This is a genomic window from Flavobacterium sp. HJ-32-4, from assembly GCF_022532105.1.
Classification (GTDB): Bacteria; Bacteroidota; Bacteroidia; order Flavobacteriales; family Flavobacteriaceae; genus Flavobacterium.
In genome coordinates this window covers 295,547-313,259 of sequence record NZ_CP092832.1, presented here as the reverse complement: position 1 = coordinate 313,259, position 17,713 = coordinate 295,547, and the positions used below count along the sequence as shown (strand labels likewise).

General features: G+C 48.3%; 10 protein-coding genes. All 10 read left to right on the top strand.

What is annotated here, in order from left to right:
* Positions 1-9: 9 nt before the first annotated feature.
* Positions 10-825 (top strand): alpha/beta hydrolase, encoded by an 816-nt coding sequence (locus MKO97_RS01160; protein WP_241104246.1) that lies wholly within the window; start codon positions 10-12, stop codon positions 823-825.
* A gap of 3 nt (positions 826-828) precedes the next feature.
* Positions 829-1,758 carry a tRNA epoxyqueuosine(34) reductase QueG gene (queG, locus tag MKO97_RS01155; RefSeq protein ID WP_241104245.1) on the top strand — a complete coding sequence of 310 codons (930 nt, stop codon included), beginning with the start codon at positions 829-831 and terminating at the stop codon, positions 1,756-1,758.
* A gap of 485 nt (positions 1,759-2,243) precedes the next feature.
* Entirely contained in the window at positions 2,244-4,313 is a 2,070-nt protein-coding gene (locus MKO97_RS01150) for a T9SS type A sorting domain-containing protein (protein ID WP_241104244.1), read from the top strand.
* 11 nt (positions 4,314-4,324) lie between these two features.
* On the top strand, positions 4,325-11,536 hold the full coding sequence (locus MKO97_RS01145; protein WP_241104243.1) for a DUF6443 domain-containing protein: 7,212 nt from the start codon (positions 4,325-4,327) through the stop codon (positions 11,534-11,536).
* A gap of 2 nt (positions 11,537-11,538) precedes the next feature.
* Complete coding sequence (locus MKO97_RS01140; protein ID WP_241104242.1) at positions 11,539-12,201, top strand: hypothetical protein; 663 nt, start codon at positions 11,539-11,541, stop codon at positions 12,199-12,201.
* Between the two features lie 556 nt (positions 12,202-12,757).
* Complete coding sequence (locus MKO97_RS01135) at positions 12,758-14,548, top strand: RHS repeat-associated core domain-containing protein (protein ID WP_241104241.1); 1,791 nt, start codon at positions 12,758-12,760, stop codon at positions 14,546-14,548.
* On the top strand, positions 14,549-14,878 hold the full coding sequence (locus tag MKO97_RS01130; RefSeq protein ID WP_241104240.1) for a hypothetical protein: 330 nt from the start codon (positions 14,549-14,551) through the stop codon (positions 14,876-14,878). It begins immediately after the preceding gene.
* 28 nt (positions 14,879-14,906) lie between these two features.
* Positions 14,907-15,782: an RHS repeat-associated core domain-containing protein gene (locus MKO97_RS01125; RefSeq protein WP_241104239.1), complete on the top strand. Its 876-nt coding sequence runs from the start codon at positions 14,907-14,909 to the stop codon at positions 15,780-15,782.
* A 9-nt stretch (positions 15,783-15,791) separates the two neighbouring features.
* The gene (locus tag MKO97_RS01120) at positions 15,792-16,199 is read left to right on the top strand and encodes a hypothetical protein (RefSeq protein WP_241104238.1); all 408 of its coding nucleotides are present in this window, start codon (positions 15,792-15,794) and stop codon (positions 16,197-16,199) included.
* A gap of 276 nt (positions 16,200-16,475) precedes the next feature.
* Complete coding sequence (locus tag MKO97_RS01115; RefSeq protein ID WP_241104237.1) at positions 16,476-17,639, top strand: RHS repeat-associated core domain-containing protein; 1,164 nt, start codon at positions 16,476-16,478, stop codon at positions 17,637-17,639.
* Positions 17,640-17,713 lie beyond the last annotated feature (74 nt).

The following is a 17,713-nucleotide window of genomic DNA, read 5'->3' as shown; positions in this document are numbered from 1 at the left end:
CGCATCCCTATGAGAGCACTTGTTTTCACACTGGCCCTGTTGGCATCCACCGTCGTCTTCGGCCAACGCGATGTCAGGGCACTGAAATACGGAAGAGAAAAACAGCACTACCTCGACCTCTTCCTTCCGAAAACGGTCACACGCGACACCCCTGTGCTCGTACTGCTGCACGGCGGCGCCTGGTCGATGGGCGGGAACGAGTATACCGACAAACATGCGCGTGACCTGCGCGATCGGGGCATCATCGTGGCAAATGTCGATTACCGCTATGTATCGAATGCCATAAGCGGAAAGAACCTGATCGACGACATCGACAGCGCCATCACCTTCCTGAAATTTGTATCGAAAGAGTACGGTTTCGGCAAGACGAAAATCCACATCGGGGGTATCAGCGCCGGTGCCCATCTCGCCCTGTTGTATGGCTATACCCACCCCGGCATCCTTTCAATCAGCGCACTGTGCGCCCCTTCCCGCATGGACGGTGCCGAAGCTATCGCCTTCATTAAGAAGAACGGGCATTTAGACATCATCGAGAGAGTGGCAGGCGCGAAGTTCAACGAGACCGGACCCAATCCGGCGTTCGAGAGCATCAGTCCGTACAACCGTATAACCGACGTTCCCACCTTGCTCATCCACGGAGACGCCGATCCACTCGTCCCCGTTGAACTTTCCAAGGCCTTGTTTGCCCGTTTGCAAGAGTTAAAGGTCGACGCAAAACTCGAGATTCGAGAAGGGTCGGCACACGACGCCGGTATGAACAATCCCGAGTACGAAGCGCAGAACCTCAGCGCCATCATCGACTGGATCCGAACCCACAACCACTGATCGTTGGATCGAAGGGCTACCCATACTGCCTTCATCAAAGCCGAAGCCAAACGGCTCGGTTTCCTGTCGTGCGGCATAGCCAAAGCCGGCTTCCTCGAGGAAGAGGCGCCGCGACTAGAGAAGTGGTTGCGGGAGGGCCGTCACGGACAGATGACCTGGATGGAGCAGCATTTCGACAAACGACTCGATCCCACGTTACTAGTCGACGGTGCGAAGAGCGTCATATCCGTACTGCTCAATTACTTTCCTGAACAGACGCAGCGCGACGATTCCTACCACATCTCAAAATATGCCTACGGCGAAGACTACCATTTTGTCATCAAAGACAAACTACGGGAGTTGCTGCATAGCATCCAGTCGGAAATCGGCGAGGTAAACGGTCGTGCGTTCGTCGACTCAGCCCCCGTACTCGACAAAGCCTGGGCCGCCAAATCCGGTTTGGGCTGGATCGGCAAGAACAGCAACCTCCTGTCGAAGCAGGTAGGATCCTTTTTCTTCGTCGCCGAACTCATCGTCGATCTCGATCTGGTCTACGATACGCCCGTTGCCGATCATTGTGGTTCCTGCACCGCCTGCATCGACGCGTGCCCCACCGGCGCCATCATCACGCCCTACGTAGTCGACGGCAGCAAGTGCATCTCGTATTTCACCATTGAATTGAAAGACAACCTCCCCATGGAAATGAAGGGAACCTTCGATGATTGGGTATTCGGATGCGACGTGTGCCAGGACGTGTGCCCCTGGAACCGCTTTGCCACACCCCACAACGAACCCGGCTTCAACCCCCATCCTGACCTGCTCGGCATGTCAAAACGCGACTGGGAAGAAATCACCGAAGAGACCTTTCGCAAGGTATTCCGTAATTCCGCCGTCAAGCGGACGAAATACAGCGGATTGGCACGGAATATCCAATTCGTGTCTGGAACCGAGTAAACGGCCCGGAACGGCTCCGGTAAATAAGGAGCAGGAATCCAGGCCCCCATTCCGTAATCATTACTACGTGTTAATAATTTCCTAACCTTCCTACAATATATTTTCCTATCTTCGCGTTCATATACCGCACGAGTCTCCCAAATCACACTTTGGAGATACGGCAGGCCTTCGGCCGGGAGCGCATCCTCCCTTAGTCAACCCCAGGACGATGCCCGGTTTACGTTTTTACTCGGAAGGCGAAGACGTAAACCAACCCTTGCGTACGTCGCAACTGGGATACTATTGACATTTCGTAATACCCCCAGCGCAGGACGATTTCGTCCCGTCGCCCACGTTCTTATTGATACGGTTCACTACTTGCAAAAAGAGAGCTAGATTACAGTTTCGCAAACCCTCTCATCCGCCCGTAGCGTATCGTGCCATCCCTGACGCTACTGTCCAACAACCAACGACCAATAACCAACCACCTAACTCCTCCTTAACATATGAAACACCTCCTCCTTCTCCTTCTCTTTCCCTTCGCGCTCTCCGCCCAGGACGTCCAATGGGAACACTCCTTCGGCGGTCGACAGGCCGACTATCTCTTCGACCTGCAACCCACGGCCGATTATGGCTTTATAGTAGCAGGCAGCTCGCTGTCGCAGAAAAGCGGCAACAAACAGGCCGACGCCAAAGGCGACCTCGACTTCTGGATATGGAAAATGGACGAACACGGCGCCGAAGACTGGCAGAAGTCGTTCGGGGGCAGCGGCTCCGACTTCCTCATGAGCATCCGCAACACGCGCGACGGCGGATTTATCTTGGGAGGGACGTCGGATAGTGGACAGTCACAGTCGCAGTTGCAGAAGGCAACAGGGGGCAGTAAGCAGTTAGAACAACCCGATGGCGATAAGAGAGACGCCTGCCGCGGCGGCAATGACTACTGGATCATCAAGCTCAACGCCAAAGGGGTAGAGGAGTGGCAGGTAACCCTCGGCGGTATCGGGCAAGACGACCTTTTGGCCGTGCTCCCCACCCGCGACGGTGGCTACATTGCCGGTGGTTCGTCGGCGTCCGATGCCAATGGCGACAAAACCGAGAAAAGCCGCGGCAATATGGACTACTGGATCGTCAAGCTCGACAAAGACGGACACCTCCAATGGCAGCGCACCTTCGGCGGCAGATACGCCGACCTGCTCCGCGCTCTCGAAGTAACCTCGGACGGCGGCTTTCTAGTAGCGGGCTATTCGAACAGCCCCTCAGACAGCAACGCGTCCCCGCGAAGCACCTCCCCAGAAACCACGTCAAATAACAAAACGTCCTTGCGAGGCGGTAGCCGAAGCAACCCCAGCCGAAGCAACCCCAGCCGAAGCAAACCCGACAAGAACCAAGACCCCTGGGGCACCGGCGGCGACTACTGGATACTCAAACTCGACGCTGACGGCAACATCGAATGGCAAAGCACCCTCGGCGGCGACAAAGACGACCAACTCTTTTCCGCCCTCCAACTCAAAGACGGTAACTACCTGGTGGGCGGTAGTTCCGCCTCAGGCCCGTCCGGCAACAAAAGCCAAACCAACCGAAAAGGCAGCGACATCTGGCTGCTCAAACTCGACACCAAAGGCAACATCCTCTGGCAGCAGACGTACGACATAGGTAACGCCGACTTCCTGGCGAGCATCGTTGAGAACGATGATGAAACGCTGGTAGTGGGAGCATACGCGAAAGCAGAGTCGGCAAGTCAGAAAGACGGAAAGTCCGAAAATGACACCGGTGATTTCGTGGCCATAAAGATCGATGCGAAAGGCGATGAGTTGTGGCGCAAAAGCGTAGGCAGCGACGGCGAAGACATCCTCAAAAAAGCCATTGAGACAAGGGATGGCGGATATGTACTGGCCGGAACGAGTGACCCGGAGAAGTCGCAGTCGCAGTCACAGTCGCAGTCGTCACGAAAGGGAAAAGCCAGTAAAGGTGGCGTAACCGTCGGCAACGACGGCAACCTGGCCGGTGCCGACCGCCTGCAGAATGAAATGGACAGCACGGTAAATGATGCCCAAACCCAGGCCAATGACTTCATCAAAGACCAAACCGACGGTCTGGGCCTCAACAAAGAAAAAGACCTCGGAGGACTCAAAGTCGGCGGACAACTAGCCCCTTCTACGGCACTGTCTTCAAGCCCCAACACTGCGACTGCGACTTCCTCACGCTCCAACCCTGCGACTGCGACTGGAATAAAGCCCGGCGCCAAGCAAAGTCGCGATAAAAAAGCCAACTACGGCAACCGCGACTTCTGGGTAGTAAAACTCAAAGACAAAGACAAGAAAATCAAAGACAAGAAAACCATCGAAGCCTTCCCCAACCCGGTGGTCGAATACACCAACGTGATCGTCGGCTTCGACTTCACCAAAGGCAGCCTCTCGGTCTATGACCTCGGCGGCCACCAACTGCAAACTTTCCCCGTCACCGAACGCACCGTGCCGGTGAACCTCGCCGCCTATCCGGAAGGCATTTACATCATTTCGGTGGTGACGGATAAGGGGGAGGGGAGTTTGAAAGTGATGAAGGGGATTAACTAAATACTACGAAAATGAAATTACTACGTTTTGTCATTCTTATCGCGTCATTCGCAGGCTTCGGACAAACTACAACTAATACATCAAACGAGACTGGCCCAAAGCCTATTTCATTACCGGAAGTGATTCCTCCTTCGCCGACGATTGCTGCCCTTTTGAAATTTGAAGAGATACCGGTAAGTAACTACACAGGAGTACCCGATATAGGTATTCCATTAGTAAACATTCAGTCTTCATACCCAAACGTTTCGGTCAACCTGGGACTAAAGTATCACCCTAGTGGTGCTCAGGTAAACATCGTACCTGGCTGGACCGGAGCCGGCTGGTCTTTAGAAGGTGACAGCTACGTTTCCCGTACTGTCCGGGACTTACCGGACGACTACTACGCGGAAACAGGTGATGCCATTTATCGTGGTATGTGGAACACGGTGAATGGTTTCGAGTCGGTGTTCGCCGACCCATCTATTTTCTCGACGTATTATGAGCCGGGGAGCGACTACAACCGGGAAAAGTTTCTGTGGGAAGCATTTGAGAAAGGGTATGTTGATACCCAATATGATATCTACACATTTGCTATTCCGGGCGCATCGGGGAGCTTTTACATAAAATCAGATGGACAGACAGTAAAACTATTCAATGCAAATGCGGTAAAAATTGTATACAACAAGACCGATGACAACTTTGTCATAACACGTGATGACGGAGTTGCGTTTTTTTTCAATGATCCTGAGCTAACTAAACAGTATTCAGCAACGCATACCCAATATTATGGCTTTAACAGTGTGGATGATTGGATATTAGGGAAAGAGAAAATTTTCAAGAGCACGTACCACCTTACGACGGTCAAGTCGCCTGCTGGAAAAGACCTAATATACTACAACTACCAAACTTCAACCGAGATAACAAAAGATGATTCTTGGGTACGTAACGTTGGACCACAGGACGGTGAAGTTTTAGGTCCTGTTATGGGTATGTACTACAACCCATTGTACCCTGCGCCGACCTACAAATCAATATTGCCAAAGTTCCAGACTACCAGTTCGTACCGGGAGATGCAGACTAAAAAGCTCAGTTCGATCATCGTCCCGGGTCATGGCCGTGTGGAATTTATCACCGAGTCAAGGGGAGGGTTTGAACCAAATTCCACATCGGTACGTCTAAAGGGAATTGTTCACAAAGATGCTTATGACAACGTTCTTAAAAATATTCGGAACGAGTACTTTGAAACGGGTGGAGACGAAAAACTCTTTTTAAATAAAGTCATTGTCTCTGGTGCGCTGCCGGGCTCCGATTATGCGTACGAACTGGAGTATGAAAAGAATGGACTTTTGGAAGGAGAATATCCAACCCGAAACGACGAACTTGATAGTTGGGGTTACGCCAGAAAACCGTCCGGAATACTCGCAAATGAGCACACTACAGACAAAATGTATTCAACTACCGGTGTGTTGAGGAAAATGACATTACCGACTGGCGGGTGTTACGTGTTCGACTTTGGACCTAACACTTTCTCATATGCCGGTCAGCAGTATTTGGGATGTACGGGCGAACTGGGGTGTAATGGAGATAGCCCTGAGCCGGGCTTCATTTTCGATAATGAGGAAAACTTTGTTTGGCAAACATCTTCTAAGAACTATTTCGGATTAGCTGACGCAAACAATTCTGTTAAGCAGTATATTCATATAGATAAAAGTCATCAGGGAAAGTACAAGTTGACAACCAGCATTCCATACGACTGGCAGGAAAATGCATCAAGTCCGCCATGGAAATTCAAACTGGTGCCGGTTACCTTCTCTGACCCATTGGCAAACTCGGTTTCGGGTTACACCGTTGACACCACCCGTCCGGCAATTCTAATGAATGGGGCAGATTGCAGTGAACAAACTGCGGTATCCTGTAGTTTCGCCATCAATCTTCAAAAAGGAGGGTATATTGTCTTGTTTGAGGAGGGGTTCAATATTTCCTTTCCCCCCATCTCCTATAACCTCGAGATTTCATATAAAAAAGCAATAGATAACAAGGAATACCTTTACGGTGGAGGTCTCCGAATAAATAACATCGGATATTTCGCAGATGGAAACGCTGCAGCAGATTATTATAAGAATATATTGATGGGTTTGGGTGGCGTACATGGTTCGGGTCCCATAAATAATAACGATGTTCTAGCTGATTTTGAGACTAATTTTGACTACTCTTTCCCAAATTATCCGAATCGCAGTAGCGGGTCGCTCTCCTATCCAAAGCCCGCCTATTCATATAGAATAATTGACAGACCGTATGTTCCTAACAACGATACATTTGATGGGGCAGCGGTATTTGACTACGATGTAAGTGGTAGTGAGAACATTTATCATATAACCAAAACCAAAGGGGCTGACGTGGGCTATAAACACGTACAGGTGACAAGACGTTCGCACGATGCCCAAGAGTTAGGATACAGCCGGTTTACCTATCAATCACCAATCGATATTTCCGACCCGATGATTGGCCCCATCCCGAATCCGAATGTCCTTGAACGTGATTATCGTCGTGGTTTGCTGCTAAAAGAGGAGGTTTTTGATAGTACAGATAGAATCTTGCAGTCAACGGAAAATGTATACGACTATGAAGAACAAAAGTTACTGGTTGGCGTTAGGCTGCACACGGAAGACCCTTGCTTTAAATCAGCCTTTTACAATAATTTTACAGTTATCTTCAATCACGGGCAATACGGTACTTGGGGCGCGAGTCCGGGCGCTGTATGTTCAGCGGGTACCAACTCCCCTTTGCCGACGATTCCTTGGGTGTGGGATCAAGACCAACAGAAGTTGGTTCCAATAACTAATTGCAACTGTCTGCATTTTGATTTCAAAATTTTCTGCTGTGGCTACCCTTCCCATTATATAAATATGTGGCCGATCGAAAAAGTGTACGGTTGGGCGAAGCTGTCATCCACGGTCGAGAAAAAGTACTTTTACACAGGCATCAATACCCCCGCAAACCAGCTAACAATATCAACGGACTATGACTATTATGCAGTCAATAGACGGCCAAAGAGTATCGAAACGACTTTGGATACAGGCAATGTATTGAAAACAGATTATTATTATCCATCTAATGTCACGTCAGCGCTCACAATCCCTGGACCGGCGTTTTCAACTGCGTCAATGACCGCCTTGAACATGATGAAGGCAAATGCGCAATATCGGATATCGGAGCAGATTCAAACTGATGTATTTCGAAACGGACAACTTTTATCCCGACAGAGAACACTGTATAAAGATTATGGTAGCAATGTAATAGCAACGGAAAAGGTTGGGGTTGCAAAGGGAAGTCAGGACATCGAACAAAGGATTTCGTTCAATAGAGTGGATTTGGACACCGGGGCGATACAGGAAGTTCAAATGGAAGGCGGTGCCAAAATCACCTACCTCTACGGCTACAACAAAGCCTACCCCGTCGCTAAAATCGACAACATGGCCTATCAGGACATTCCTTCTAACCTGATCACCGCCATCGAAAACGCGACGCCTGTCACTATCGGCAGCGCGCTTGATGCCCTCCGTGCCGATGCTTCGATGGCCAATGCCATGGTCACCACCCTCACCTACAAACCAGGCGTGGGGGTCAGCACCATTACCGACCCAAGGGGCTACACCACCCGTTACATCTACGATTCGTTCGGACGGCTGTCACAGGTGCAGGACCACGAGGGCAACATCCTATCCGAAAATGAATACTACTACGGATTCCCCAACTGGGTGAAAACCAAAACCTACAAAGTGGCGACGACCACCCCTATCGCCAATCCCACCGCAGAGGAAGCGCAGATTAACGTCACCTACCTCGACGGACTCGGCCGCCCGATCGAACAGATCGCGGGCCGTATGTCGGGTGACGGAAAAGACTTGGTAACTCCTATCCGCTATGATGGTTTTGGAAGACAAACCGAGGAATGGCTGCCATTACCAACCCAACAGGATAACCAGGCATTCATAGATCCTGACACGGTGCGTTCCGATGCTTTGTCTTATTACGCAACGGCCTACAGCCAGTCGAATCCGTTCAGCGAAAAGTTGTTCGAAGCCTCTCCGCTCAACCGCGTTCTCAAACAGGCGGCCCCCGGCGATGCCTGGGCATTGGGTAGCGGACATGAAATCAAGTTTGACTACCAGACCAACGCCGCAAACGAAGTGAAATGGTTCTCCGCAAACGCCGTGTGGTCAGGGGCCAAAGAGTACTACGAACCCACACTGACCAACAATGGCTTCTATGCAGCGGGCCAACTCTACAAAACCATTACCTATGACGAGAATTCCGGTGCCAATCCTACCGAAGAAGACGGTTCCACGGTAGAATTCAAAGACAAAGAAGGCCGGATCGTACTCAAACGTATTTGGGTCAAGTCGGATCACGATAGCAACGACACTTACTACGTCTACGACCAGTTCGGGAACCTCAGTTACGTGATTCCACCGATGGCAGCAACGAGCCTGTCAAACGATAAATTGAACGGATACGGCTACCAATATGCCTACGACCACCGCAACCGGTTGGCAGCCAAAAAACTCCCCGGTAAACAATGGGAATATTTGGCGTACGACAAACTGGATCGGGTGATCGCCACAGGGCCTGCGCTAAACCCATTTGATGGAGGCACCCAGGGATGGCTCATCACCAAATACGACCCTTTTGGCCGGGTGGCCTATACCGGCTGGCAACTGGAAACGCTCAACGACTGGCCCCACGCCCGGGTAGGGGTCGGCAACCAGCGTAGCAACACCCAACTGTTTGAGTCGCGTGACAAATATGGAACCGTACAGGGCTACACCTCGCTGAGTGCCCCTACGACCATGGAACTGCTGACGGTGCAGCATTACGACGACTACGACTACCCGAATGCGGCAACGCCTCCGACGTCGGTGGAAGCGCAGTCGGTGGCTACCAACGTGAAGGGACTCGCGACCCATACGTGGAACCGCGTGCTCACCGACCCCAGCCAACAGGACGGTCATGAGGCCACCACCTTTTACGACACCAAAGGCCGCGTAGTGCGCACGGAGGCAACGAATTTCCTGGGCGGGGTGCAAACGGTCTCGACGAAGCTCGACTTTACCGGAAAACCCCGCTACACCCGCACCCAACACCAGCGGGAGGGCAATGACCTGACGCTGACGGTCACCGATACCATCACCTACACGGCTCAGGAACGCCCCTTCCGGCATACCCACACCATTGACGCGATGAACACCGAAACGCTTTCTGAAAGTCAATACGATGCCCTCGGGCAATTGGTGAGCAAACAAGTAGGAGGCAACAGTTATAACGGCGCACCCTACCAAACCGTCGACTACCGCTACAACATCCGCGGGTGGATGACCGATATCAACGATGTGGCCAGCCTGGGCAGCGACCTGTTTTCCTTTCATATCAATTACAACCAACCGGGTACCGACTATGGAAACGATTACGGACAGAAACCGCTCTATAACGGCAATATATCGGAAACCTACTGGCGTTCGGCCAGCGACAACGTATTAAGGGAATACGGATATAAGTACGACGAGATGAACCGCCTGCTAGGGGCCACCTATATCCGGCCGGAAAACACTGTCAGCCCCGTGACCAATGCCTACAACGAAAGACTGCGCTACGACCGCAACGGCAACATCCTTTCGCTCGACCGCAACGGCTACCGCGACGCCGACGACCAGCTTGCCTTGCCGATTGACGACCTGACCTACCTGTATGAAGCCAACACCAACCAACTCCGCGCGGTAGAAGACGCCACCGGTTTCAGCAACGGGTTTAAAGACGGGGCGCACAGCTCGGTCGAATATGGCTTCGATGCTTATGGCAATATGACAACCGATGCCAACAAAGGCATTGCAGCCATTACCTACAACCACCTCAATCTGCCCGTCACGATCACCTTCGACAACGGCGGGGTAATTTCGTATCTTTACGATGGCAGCGGCACAAAGCTGCAAAAGACGGTCATTGACAGCAATGCTTCTACCACTACGAAAACCGACTACCTGAACGGCTTCCAATACCAGGATGGCGAACTGTCGTTTTTCCCCACTTCGGAAGGCTATGTGAAACACACCGAAAGCGCGTTCAACTACGTCTACAACTACACCGACCACCTCGGCAACAACCGCCTGAGCTATACCTTAGATAAAAGTACGCAGGCGTTGACGATCATGGAGGAAAACAACTATTATCCCTTTGGCCTGAAACACGAGAATTATAACACGGACAAAGTGGATTACGACCGCGACGAAACAGGCGGGAATTTGATTGTATTGGCACCGGTGGTACGGTTGGGGTATCAGTATAAGTACAATGGGAAAGAGTGGCAGGATGAGGTGGGGCTTAACTTCTACGATTACGGAGCGAGGAATTATGACCCTGCACTTGGTAGATGGATGAATATTGACCCGTTGGCGGAGCAAAGTAGACGATGGTCAACATACGCTTATGCAATGGACAATCCTGTTTACTTTATTGACCCTGATGGGATGTCGGCGACCCCGCCAGATAATCATTATATTGATGATGACGGTTCGATAACTACAGTGAAGACTGATGATGCCACCGATAGCTTTTACACACAAAATAGTGACGGCACCTACACCTTGGAGGCAACCTTAGAGAAAAATGATGCAGGATTAGTCAACTTTCCTGCAAGTGGTGATGGCTACTCAAGATATGGGGGCGTAGATAAAGGTGGGACTTCAACCGCACCAGCTGAAGAAGTTGGGCAAGGCGACCACTATTTGAAACCTGAAGCAGCAGCAGCCCTATTTGGCGTAATTAGTACACTTCGTGAAAGTGGTATTACTATATCTTTGGGCGATATGTCGTCCTCTAATGGTTCCGACCCGTGGCAGCCAGGAAGTAAGCATCATGCGGGACATGGACACAATGGCAAACAAAGTGGTACCAATGTCGATTTCCGATACATTGGTACTGATGGAAATAGTTTCCAAAGCCAAACAGCGATGACGGATTCGAATTTTAGCTCGACAAATAATACCTTAGTTTATGAAACAGCAAAAACCTATGGATTCACTAAAAATTATCAAGGCACGACAGGCAGTATTTCGGGTGTCACAAAAGTAGGTGGACACAATGACCATGGGCATATTGGCTTAGAATATAAATCTATGAATTGGAAATATAGTCCATCCGCACCGACATCGAGAGCATCATCATTCCCATCATTAATATCAGGCTTTTAATTATGAAAACGTTTAGAATATTTACCACCCTTCTTATGATGCCGCTTTGTTTTTGCACGACAAAAGAGAAGACGAAAATCGAAGAAACAACACAAACGGTTGCGAAAACTAAGACAGCTGACGTTATCGCCCCTTTACTTGAAAACAAATCAGAGTCGGATTTCATCGGTTTTGTAGTTTCCAAAGAGAAGACGGGTAATAGTCAAATATTTAGTCTCTACGATTCAAATCAGAATGTTTCAACTTTTTCTTTTGCCAAGCCGTTAACAACCATCGAGCCCTTTGCTTGGCACCCTGACTACTATCTTTTGGTATTTCGATGTGTCGGAAAGACTGACAAAGGATACAAGGTTATCTCCAATGAAAAAACGCAGGATATAAAGTACATCAGGCTTGATGATTCTAATTTTAAATTTCAAACAAAAGCAGAACATATTCTAACAGCTTTCTCAGTTGAGTTTAACTCGGCAAAGAATCCAATTAAGAAGGAAGCATCCGACAACGCGGCGGCCCTTCCGTATGATAAGGAAGAGTTTTATATGCCTGTAAAAATTGATGGCGATTGGTTACAGGTCAAATGGGGTGGGGATGCAAACCCTGAAACGGGTTGGATTAGATGGCAAAAGAACAATCAGATGATAATTGAGCTATTCTATTTCACGTAGTTTCAAGAATACCTAGCTTAATTTGTTAATTTAACAAATATTTCTACATTTGCATAAACCCCTTTGTGAGAACGCGATCACGTGTTCCCAAAGGGGTTTTTACATAACTGACCAGAAATGATAAACTGGTAATGTACCAGATGTGTTGGATTTCCAAAAAACAAACGTCCAACCCAACAAATACGGTGTCTGGGTAAATTCACACCTCAAAAACAGAAACAGCCCGAAGGCTGTTTTCTTATTTTTAAACGCTTACAACCAGAAAAATGACCTCAGATTTGACTTGGTGTTACAGATGTGTGGGTGAAGCCCATAATAAGAATGCACAAACGTTCTCAAGACGATTGCAGTTGATAGAAGAACCGTTGCGTTAGGGATAGCAGTGGAAAGCCCACAGCGAGGCACGAGCGAGGACTTGTAACGGATAGCCCGACGGCGCCGTTGTAGTAAGCAGTGGGCAGTGGCAGTAGGCAGTGGGCGCCGGAACGCCCTCTTCAGTCGCAGTCCCAGTCGCAGTGGGGTAGCCCAGACCTACCGCTACAACATCCGCGGTTGGATGACCGACATAAATGATGTGGCGAGTCTGGGCAGCGACCTGTTTTCCTTTCATATCAATTACAACCAACCGGGTACCGACTATGGAAACGATTACGGACAGAAACCACTCTACAACGGCAACATCTCCGAAACCTACTGGCGCTCGGCCAGCGACAACGTGCTCCGCGAATATGGGTATCGCTATGACGGGATGAACCGCCTGCTAGGGGCCACCTATATCCGGCCGGAAAACACCGTCAGCCCCGTGACCAATGCCTACAACGAAAGACTGCGCTACGACCGCAACGGCAACATCCTCTCGCTCGACCGCAACGGCTACCGCGATGCCGACGACCAGCTTGCCTTGCCAATTGATGACCTGACCTACCTGTATGAAGCCAACACCAACCAACTCCGCGCGGTAGAAGACGCCACCGGTTTCAGCAACGGGTTTAAAGACGGGGCACACAGCTCGGTTGAATATGGCTTCGATGCCTACGGCAATATGACAACCGATGCCAACAAAGGCATTGCAGCCATTACGTACAACCACCTCAATCTGCCCGTAACAATCACCTTCGACAACGGCGGGGTAATTTCGTATCTTTACGATGGCAGCGGCGCAAAGCTGCAAAAGACGGTCATTGACAGCAATGCTTCTACCACTACGAAAACCGACTACCTGAACGGCTTCCAATACCAGGATGGCGAACTGTCGTTTTTCCCCACTTCAGAAGGGTATGTGAAACATACCGAAAGCGCGTTCAACTACGTCTACAACTACACCGACCACCTGGGCAACAACCGCCTGAGCTACACCTTGGATAAAAGTACGCAGGCGTTGACAATCATGGAGGAAAACAACTACTATCCGTTCGGCCTGAAACACGAGAATTATAACACGGACAAAGTAGATTACGACCGCGACGAAACAGGCGGGAATTTGATTGTGTTGGCGCCGGTGGTGCGGTTGGGGTATCAGTATAAGTTTTTGGGACAAGAGCGACAGGACGAGCTCGGACTAAATTGGGATTCCTTTAGACACAGAAATTATGATTATGCTCTTGCACGTTTCTTTGATGTTGATCCAATTGCAGAAGAGTTTATGTCAATTTCAACTTATCAAGTCGCACATAATAATCCTGTTTGGAAAATAGAGTTAGAGGGACTGGAAGGCAAGGAAACGCAAGGTAAAGATAGAGCTGCTCATGAACCTATAAAGGTAGAAAGACGAACAACCAATGGTTACATCGTTACAGCAATGCCTAGAGTAGTTCAGCAAACAGCAACCACCGTAGCAGAAAACGGAGCAAAGACTGCTGGACATGGAGCCGGAAGTGCTTTTCTGGGTGTTGTCGGTAGAGTGTTAGGTTGGGGAGTACTTCTGTTATCGGACACCATGACGTCTGATTTTTCAAACCATCCTGAAAATACCGGCGACTTGCTTCGGTTGTACGGTATGGAGGAAAAATTGAGGGTTAGAGATAACAAACTTGAGGAAAAATCGATCGAAGAAACCGTTGTCAAACGCGTATATGAGGATAATCCTAAGCATGGTCGCACCAAACGGGGAGAGGCGTCTGCTGCTCCCAGAAATCCCCAGGAAGTTCTGGACAATTCTATTGAACTACCAGGAGAAACCACTCGACGGATAGGGGTGGATAAGGAAAATCAAGAATTCAATATTTTTGATGAGCATTCAAAGAATAAGTTCCATGGGCACGTACGAACTTGGGACGAACTCACGCAAGAAATGAAGAATGTCCTAATAAAATCAAAGCTCGTGAACAAGAAAGGTAAAATTTTGTAAATGGAATACGAATCTTTTTTTTTCGACACCAAAGAAGAGGTTGAGAAAATATTAGCCAACGGCAGCAATGAAGAGGTTGTAAGCGCAATCATCGGAGCTGTAAACGGAATAGATGATGGTCAATGGTTGCAAGAGTTATGTCTACGTTTTTGCAATCACAGAGATTTTTGGGTTTCGAAAGCGGCCATAAACGGATTTGGAGATATTGCACGGATACACAAGTATTTGGAAAAAAGTCGTGTATTGCAGGCCCTAAATTCCATTGATAATGAACGTCTTGTGCCGATTATAAAACAAACAATACAGGATATTGAGTTATTTGTGTCATAGATAGTGCCGCGACGAAACAGGCGGGAATTTGATTGTATTGGCGCCGGTGGTACGGTTGGGGTATCAGTATAAATACAATGGGAAGGATTGGCAGGATGAGTTGGGGCTTAACTTCTACGATTATGGGGCAAGGAATTATGATGCGGCTTTGGGGAGGTGGATGAATATTGACCCTTTGGCGGAGAAATCAAGGAGGTTTTCAACTTACGCATATGCTGTTGATAACCCTGTATATTTCATTGATCCTGATGGTAAGAGAATCAAAGTAGGTGGACATGTATACACATATGAAGAAAACAGAGATTACGACAAAATAAAAAATGATTTTCAACGAGAAACATTCAGAGCTTTAGATTATCTGTATTCTTCTAAGGCAATGGAAATTACTATTGGAGAGGGGGAAAATGCGAAGAAAGTCAATATTTTGGAAGAGCTTGTTAATGACAAAGAAAATACAGTAAAAATTTGCAAGGGGAGCGATACGAAAATTGATTATAAAAAAAACAAGATAACTTTTAATCCAAATATGGGAATTGCATTTTTTACCGACATCAATAATAAATATGGTAAAGACTCAAAGGATGAACCGACAGCAAATTTTGGATATAACTCACCTTCCAATGCACTGAGTCACGAACTTATTCATCAGTTTAACAAGTTTTATGATCCACAGTGGAGAACACGCGTAAATGATATTACCACTCAAGGTCAAATAGTTAGTGACTATGGTCAGGATTTTAGCTTTACTAATGCTGAAGAGCAGCATACTACCATGCTCGCTAATCGGGTAAGCACCAACTTACGAGAGGACGCTCGCACAAATTATGGAATTGTGCCTTATACTACTCAAGGCGTTACTACTACGCGACCCTTTGGCCCGATTCCGCTTTTACATGGAGAATAAACAAATAGTATGAAAAAATTTATTTTGAAACTGGCTGCCATTGTGCTGTTTTTCTGTAGTTCATGCAGTAAGCCGATTATGATATATAAATCTGATCCGCGGTTAGGTGAAGATGACGTATTCGCATTTAGGATGGACGACTTTTTTAACGGAAATAAAAGGATTAAGAAACTGAGAATCCGGAACAGGAATTTGTTGATAGGTCAACTCTCATTGATTAAGGATTCATTGGTCAAATGCCCTGAACTAGATGTCGATAAGAGGAAGTTTGGAATTTATAAGTACGCATTCGTTGTTTCCCGCGATACTTTTTATGCCAATTCAACGCTCACGGGATGGCGCTATAAGTTGCATTCCGGTATGTATAGTGATTTTGATTCTAGTTTAAAATCCTATCTTTCAACAGGTAATAAATAGTTTATGGGTAATGTACCAGATGTGTTGATTTACTAAAACACCATCGGCCATCCCAACAAATACAGGGCCTGAACATATTCATAAGTCAAAACCGGATGGCGCGGATTTGCAATCCGTGCCCGCCATAAGCTCCTTAGACTTTACGATGGCAGCGGCACAAAGCTGCAAAAGACGGTCATTGACAGCAATGCTTCTACCACTACGAAAACCGACTACCTGAACGGCTTCCAATACCAGGATGGCGAACTGTCGTTTTTCCCCACTTCGGAAGGCTATGTGAAACACACCGAAAGCGCGTTCAACTACGTCTACAACTACACCGACCACCTGGGCAACAACCGCCTGAGCTACACCTGGGATAAAAGTACGCAGGCGTTGACGATCATGGAGGAAAACAATTACTACCCTTTTGGTCTCAAACACGAGAACTATAACACGGACAAAGTAGATTACGACCGCGATGAAACAGGTGGGAATTTGATTGTATTGGCGCCGGTGGTACGGTTGGGGTATCAGTATAAATACAATGGGAAGGAATTTCAGGATGAACTTGGCCTGAATTTTTATGATTATGGCGCACGGAATTACGATGCAGCGTTGGGAAGGTGGATGAATATGGATCCGTTAGCGGAAACCTCACGGCGATGGACGCCTTATAACTATTGTTATAACGGCCCGCTACGTTTCGTAGACCCCGACGGAATGCGTGCCCATCCGTATGCCGATAACATGACAAGACTGGAGATTATTGCCTCAAAAAATAGAGGAGACGGATTTGGAGATGACGATCAGAAGGTGGGAGAAGGGGATAATGATGATCGGATCGAATATAAAACCAACGACGGAAAACAAAGCATTACCTATGATCCTGAAGTAAAAACAGTTGAACAAGCAAATGCAAAAGGTTACACAGATGTAAAAAGAGTCGTTTCGGACGCCAGTGCTACCAATAAACTCAACGGAGACAAAATCCAACTCCAAGCGGACGGAAATTATACTGTTAATGGGAGTGCACCAATAAATCCTGCTGAACAACCTTACATGGTTAACGGCTACGCGACTATTAATGCAAATCAGAGTGCATTGTCTCAATTGGCGCCACTTTTTTCTAATTCGGGCGATGCCGCCGTGGTTATGGGGTCCTTATTGGTGCTTTCGGGAGTTGGCGCCCCTTTAGGGGTTGGTCTAATAACTATTGGGGGATACGTGTCAACGACCGGTACGGTAATGGATTTAGCTGATGATGCTAATAAAGGAACTCTTACTGCTGAAAAAGTTATTACGAAAATCGCAGTTCAAGTAATTCCTCTAAGATGTAACGCTGCTTTTAAGAGTCTGGGCGCTCCAGCGGCGGGGGAACTGTTTAATCTTGGTACGATGGGCACAGATCACCTACTCGATGAAATGAGGAGTGCAAAAGCCGGGCCATACAGAGACTAATATGAATATACCATCAACAATAGCCATATTAATCATAGCTTTGTTCATCAGTTTCTGGACAAGCAAAAGGAACT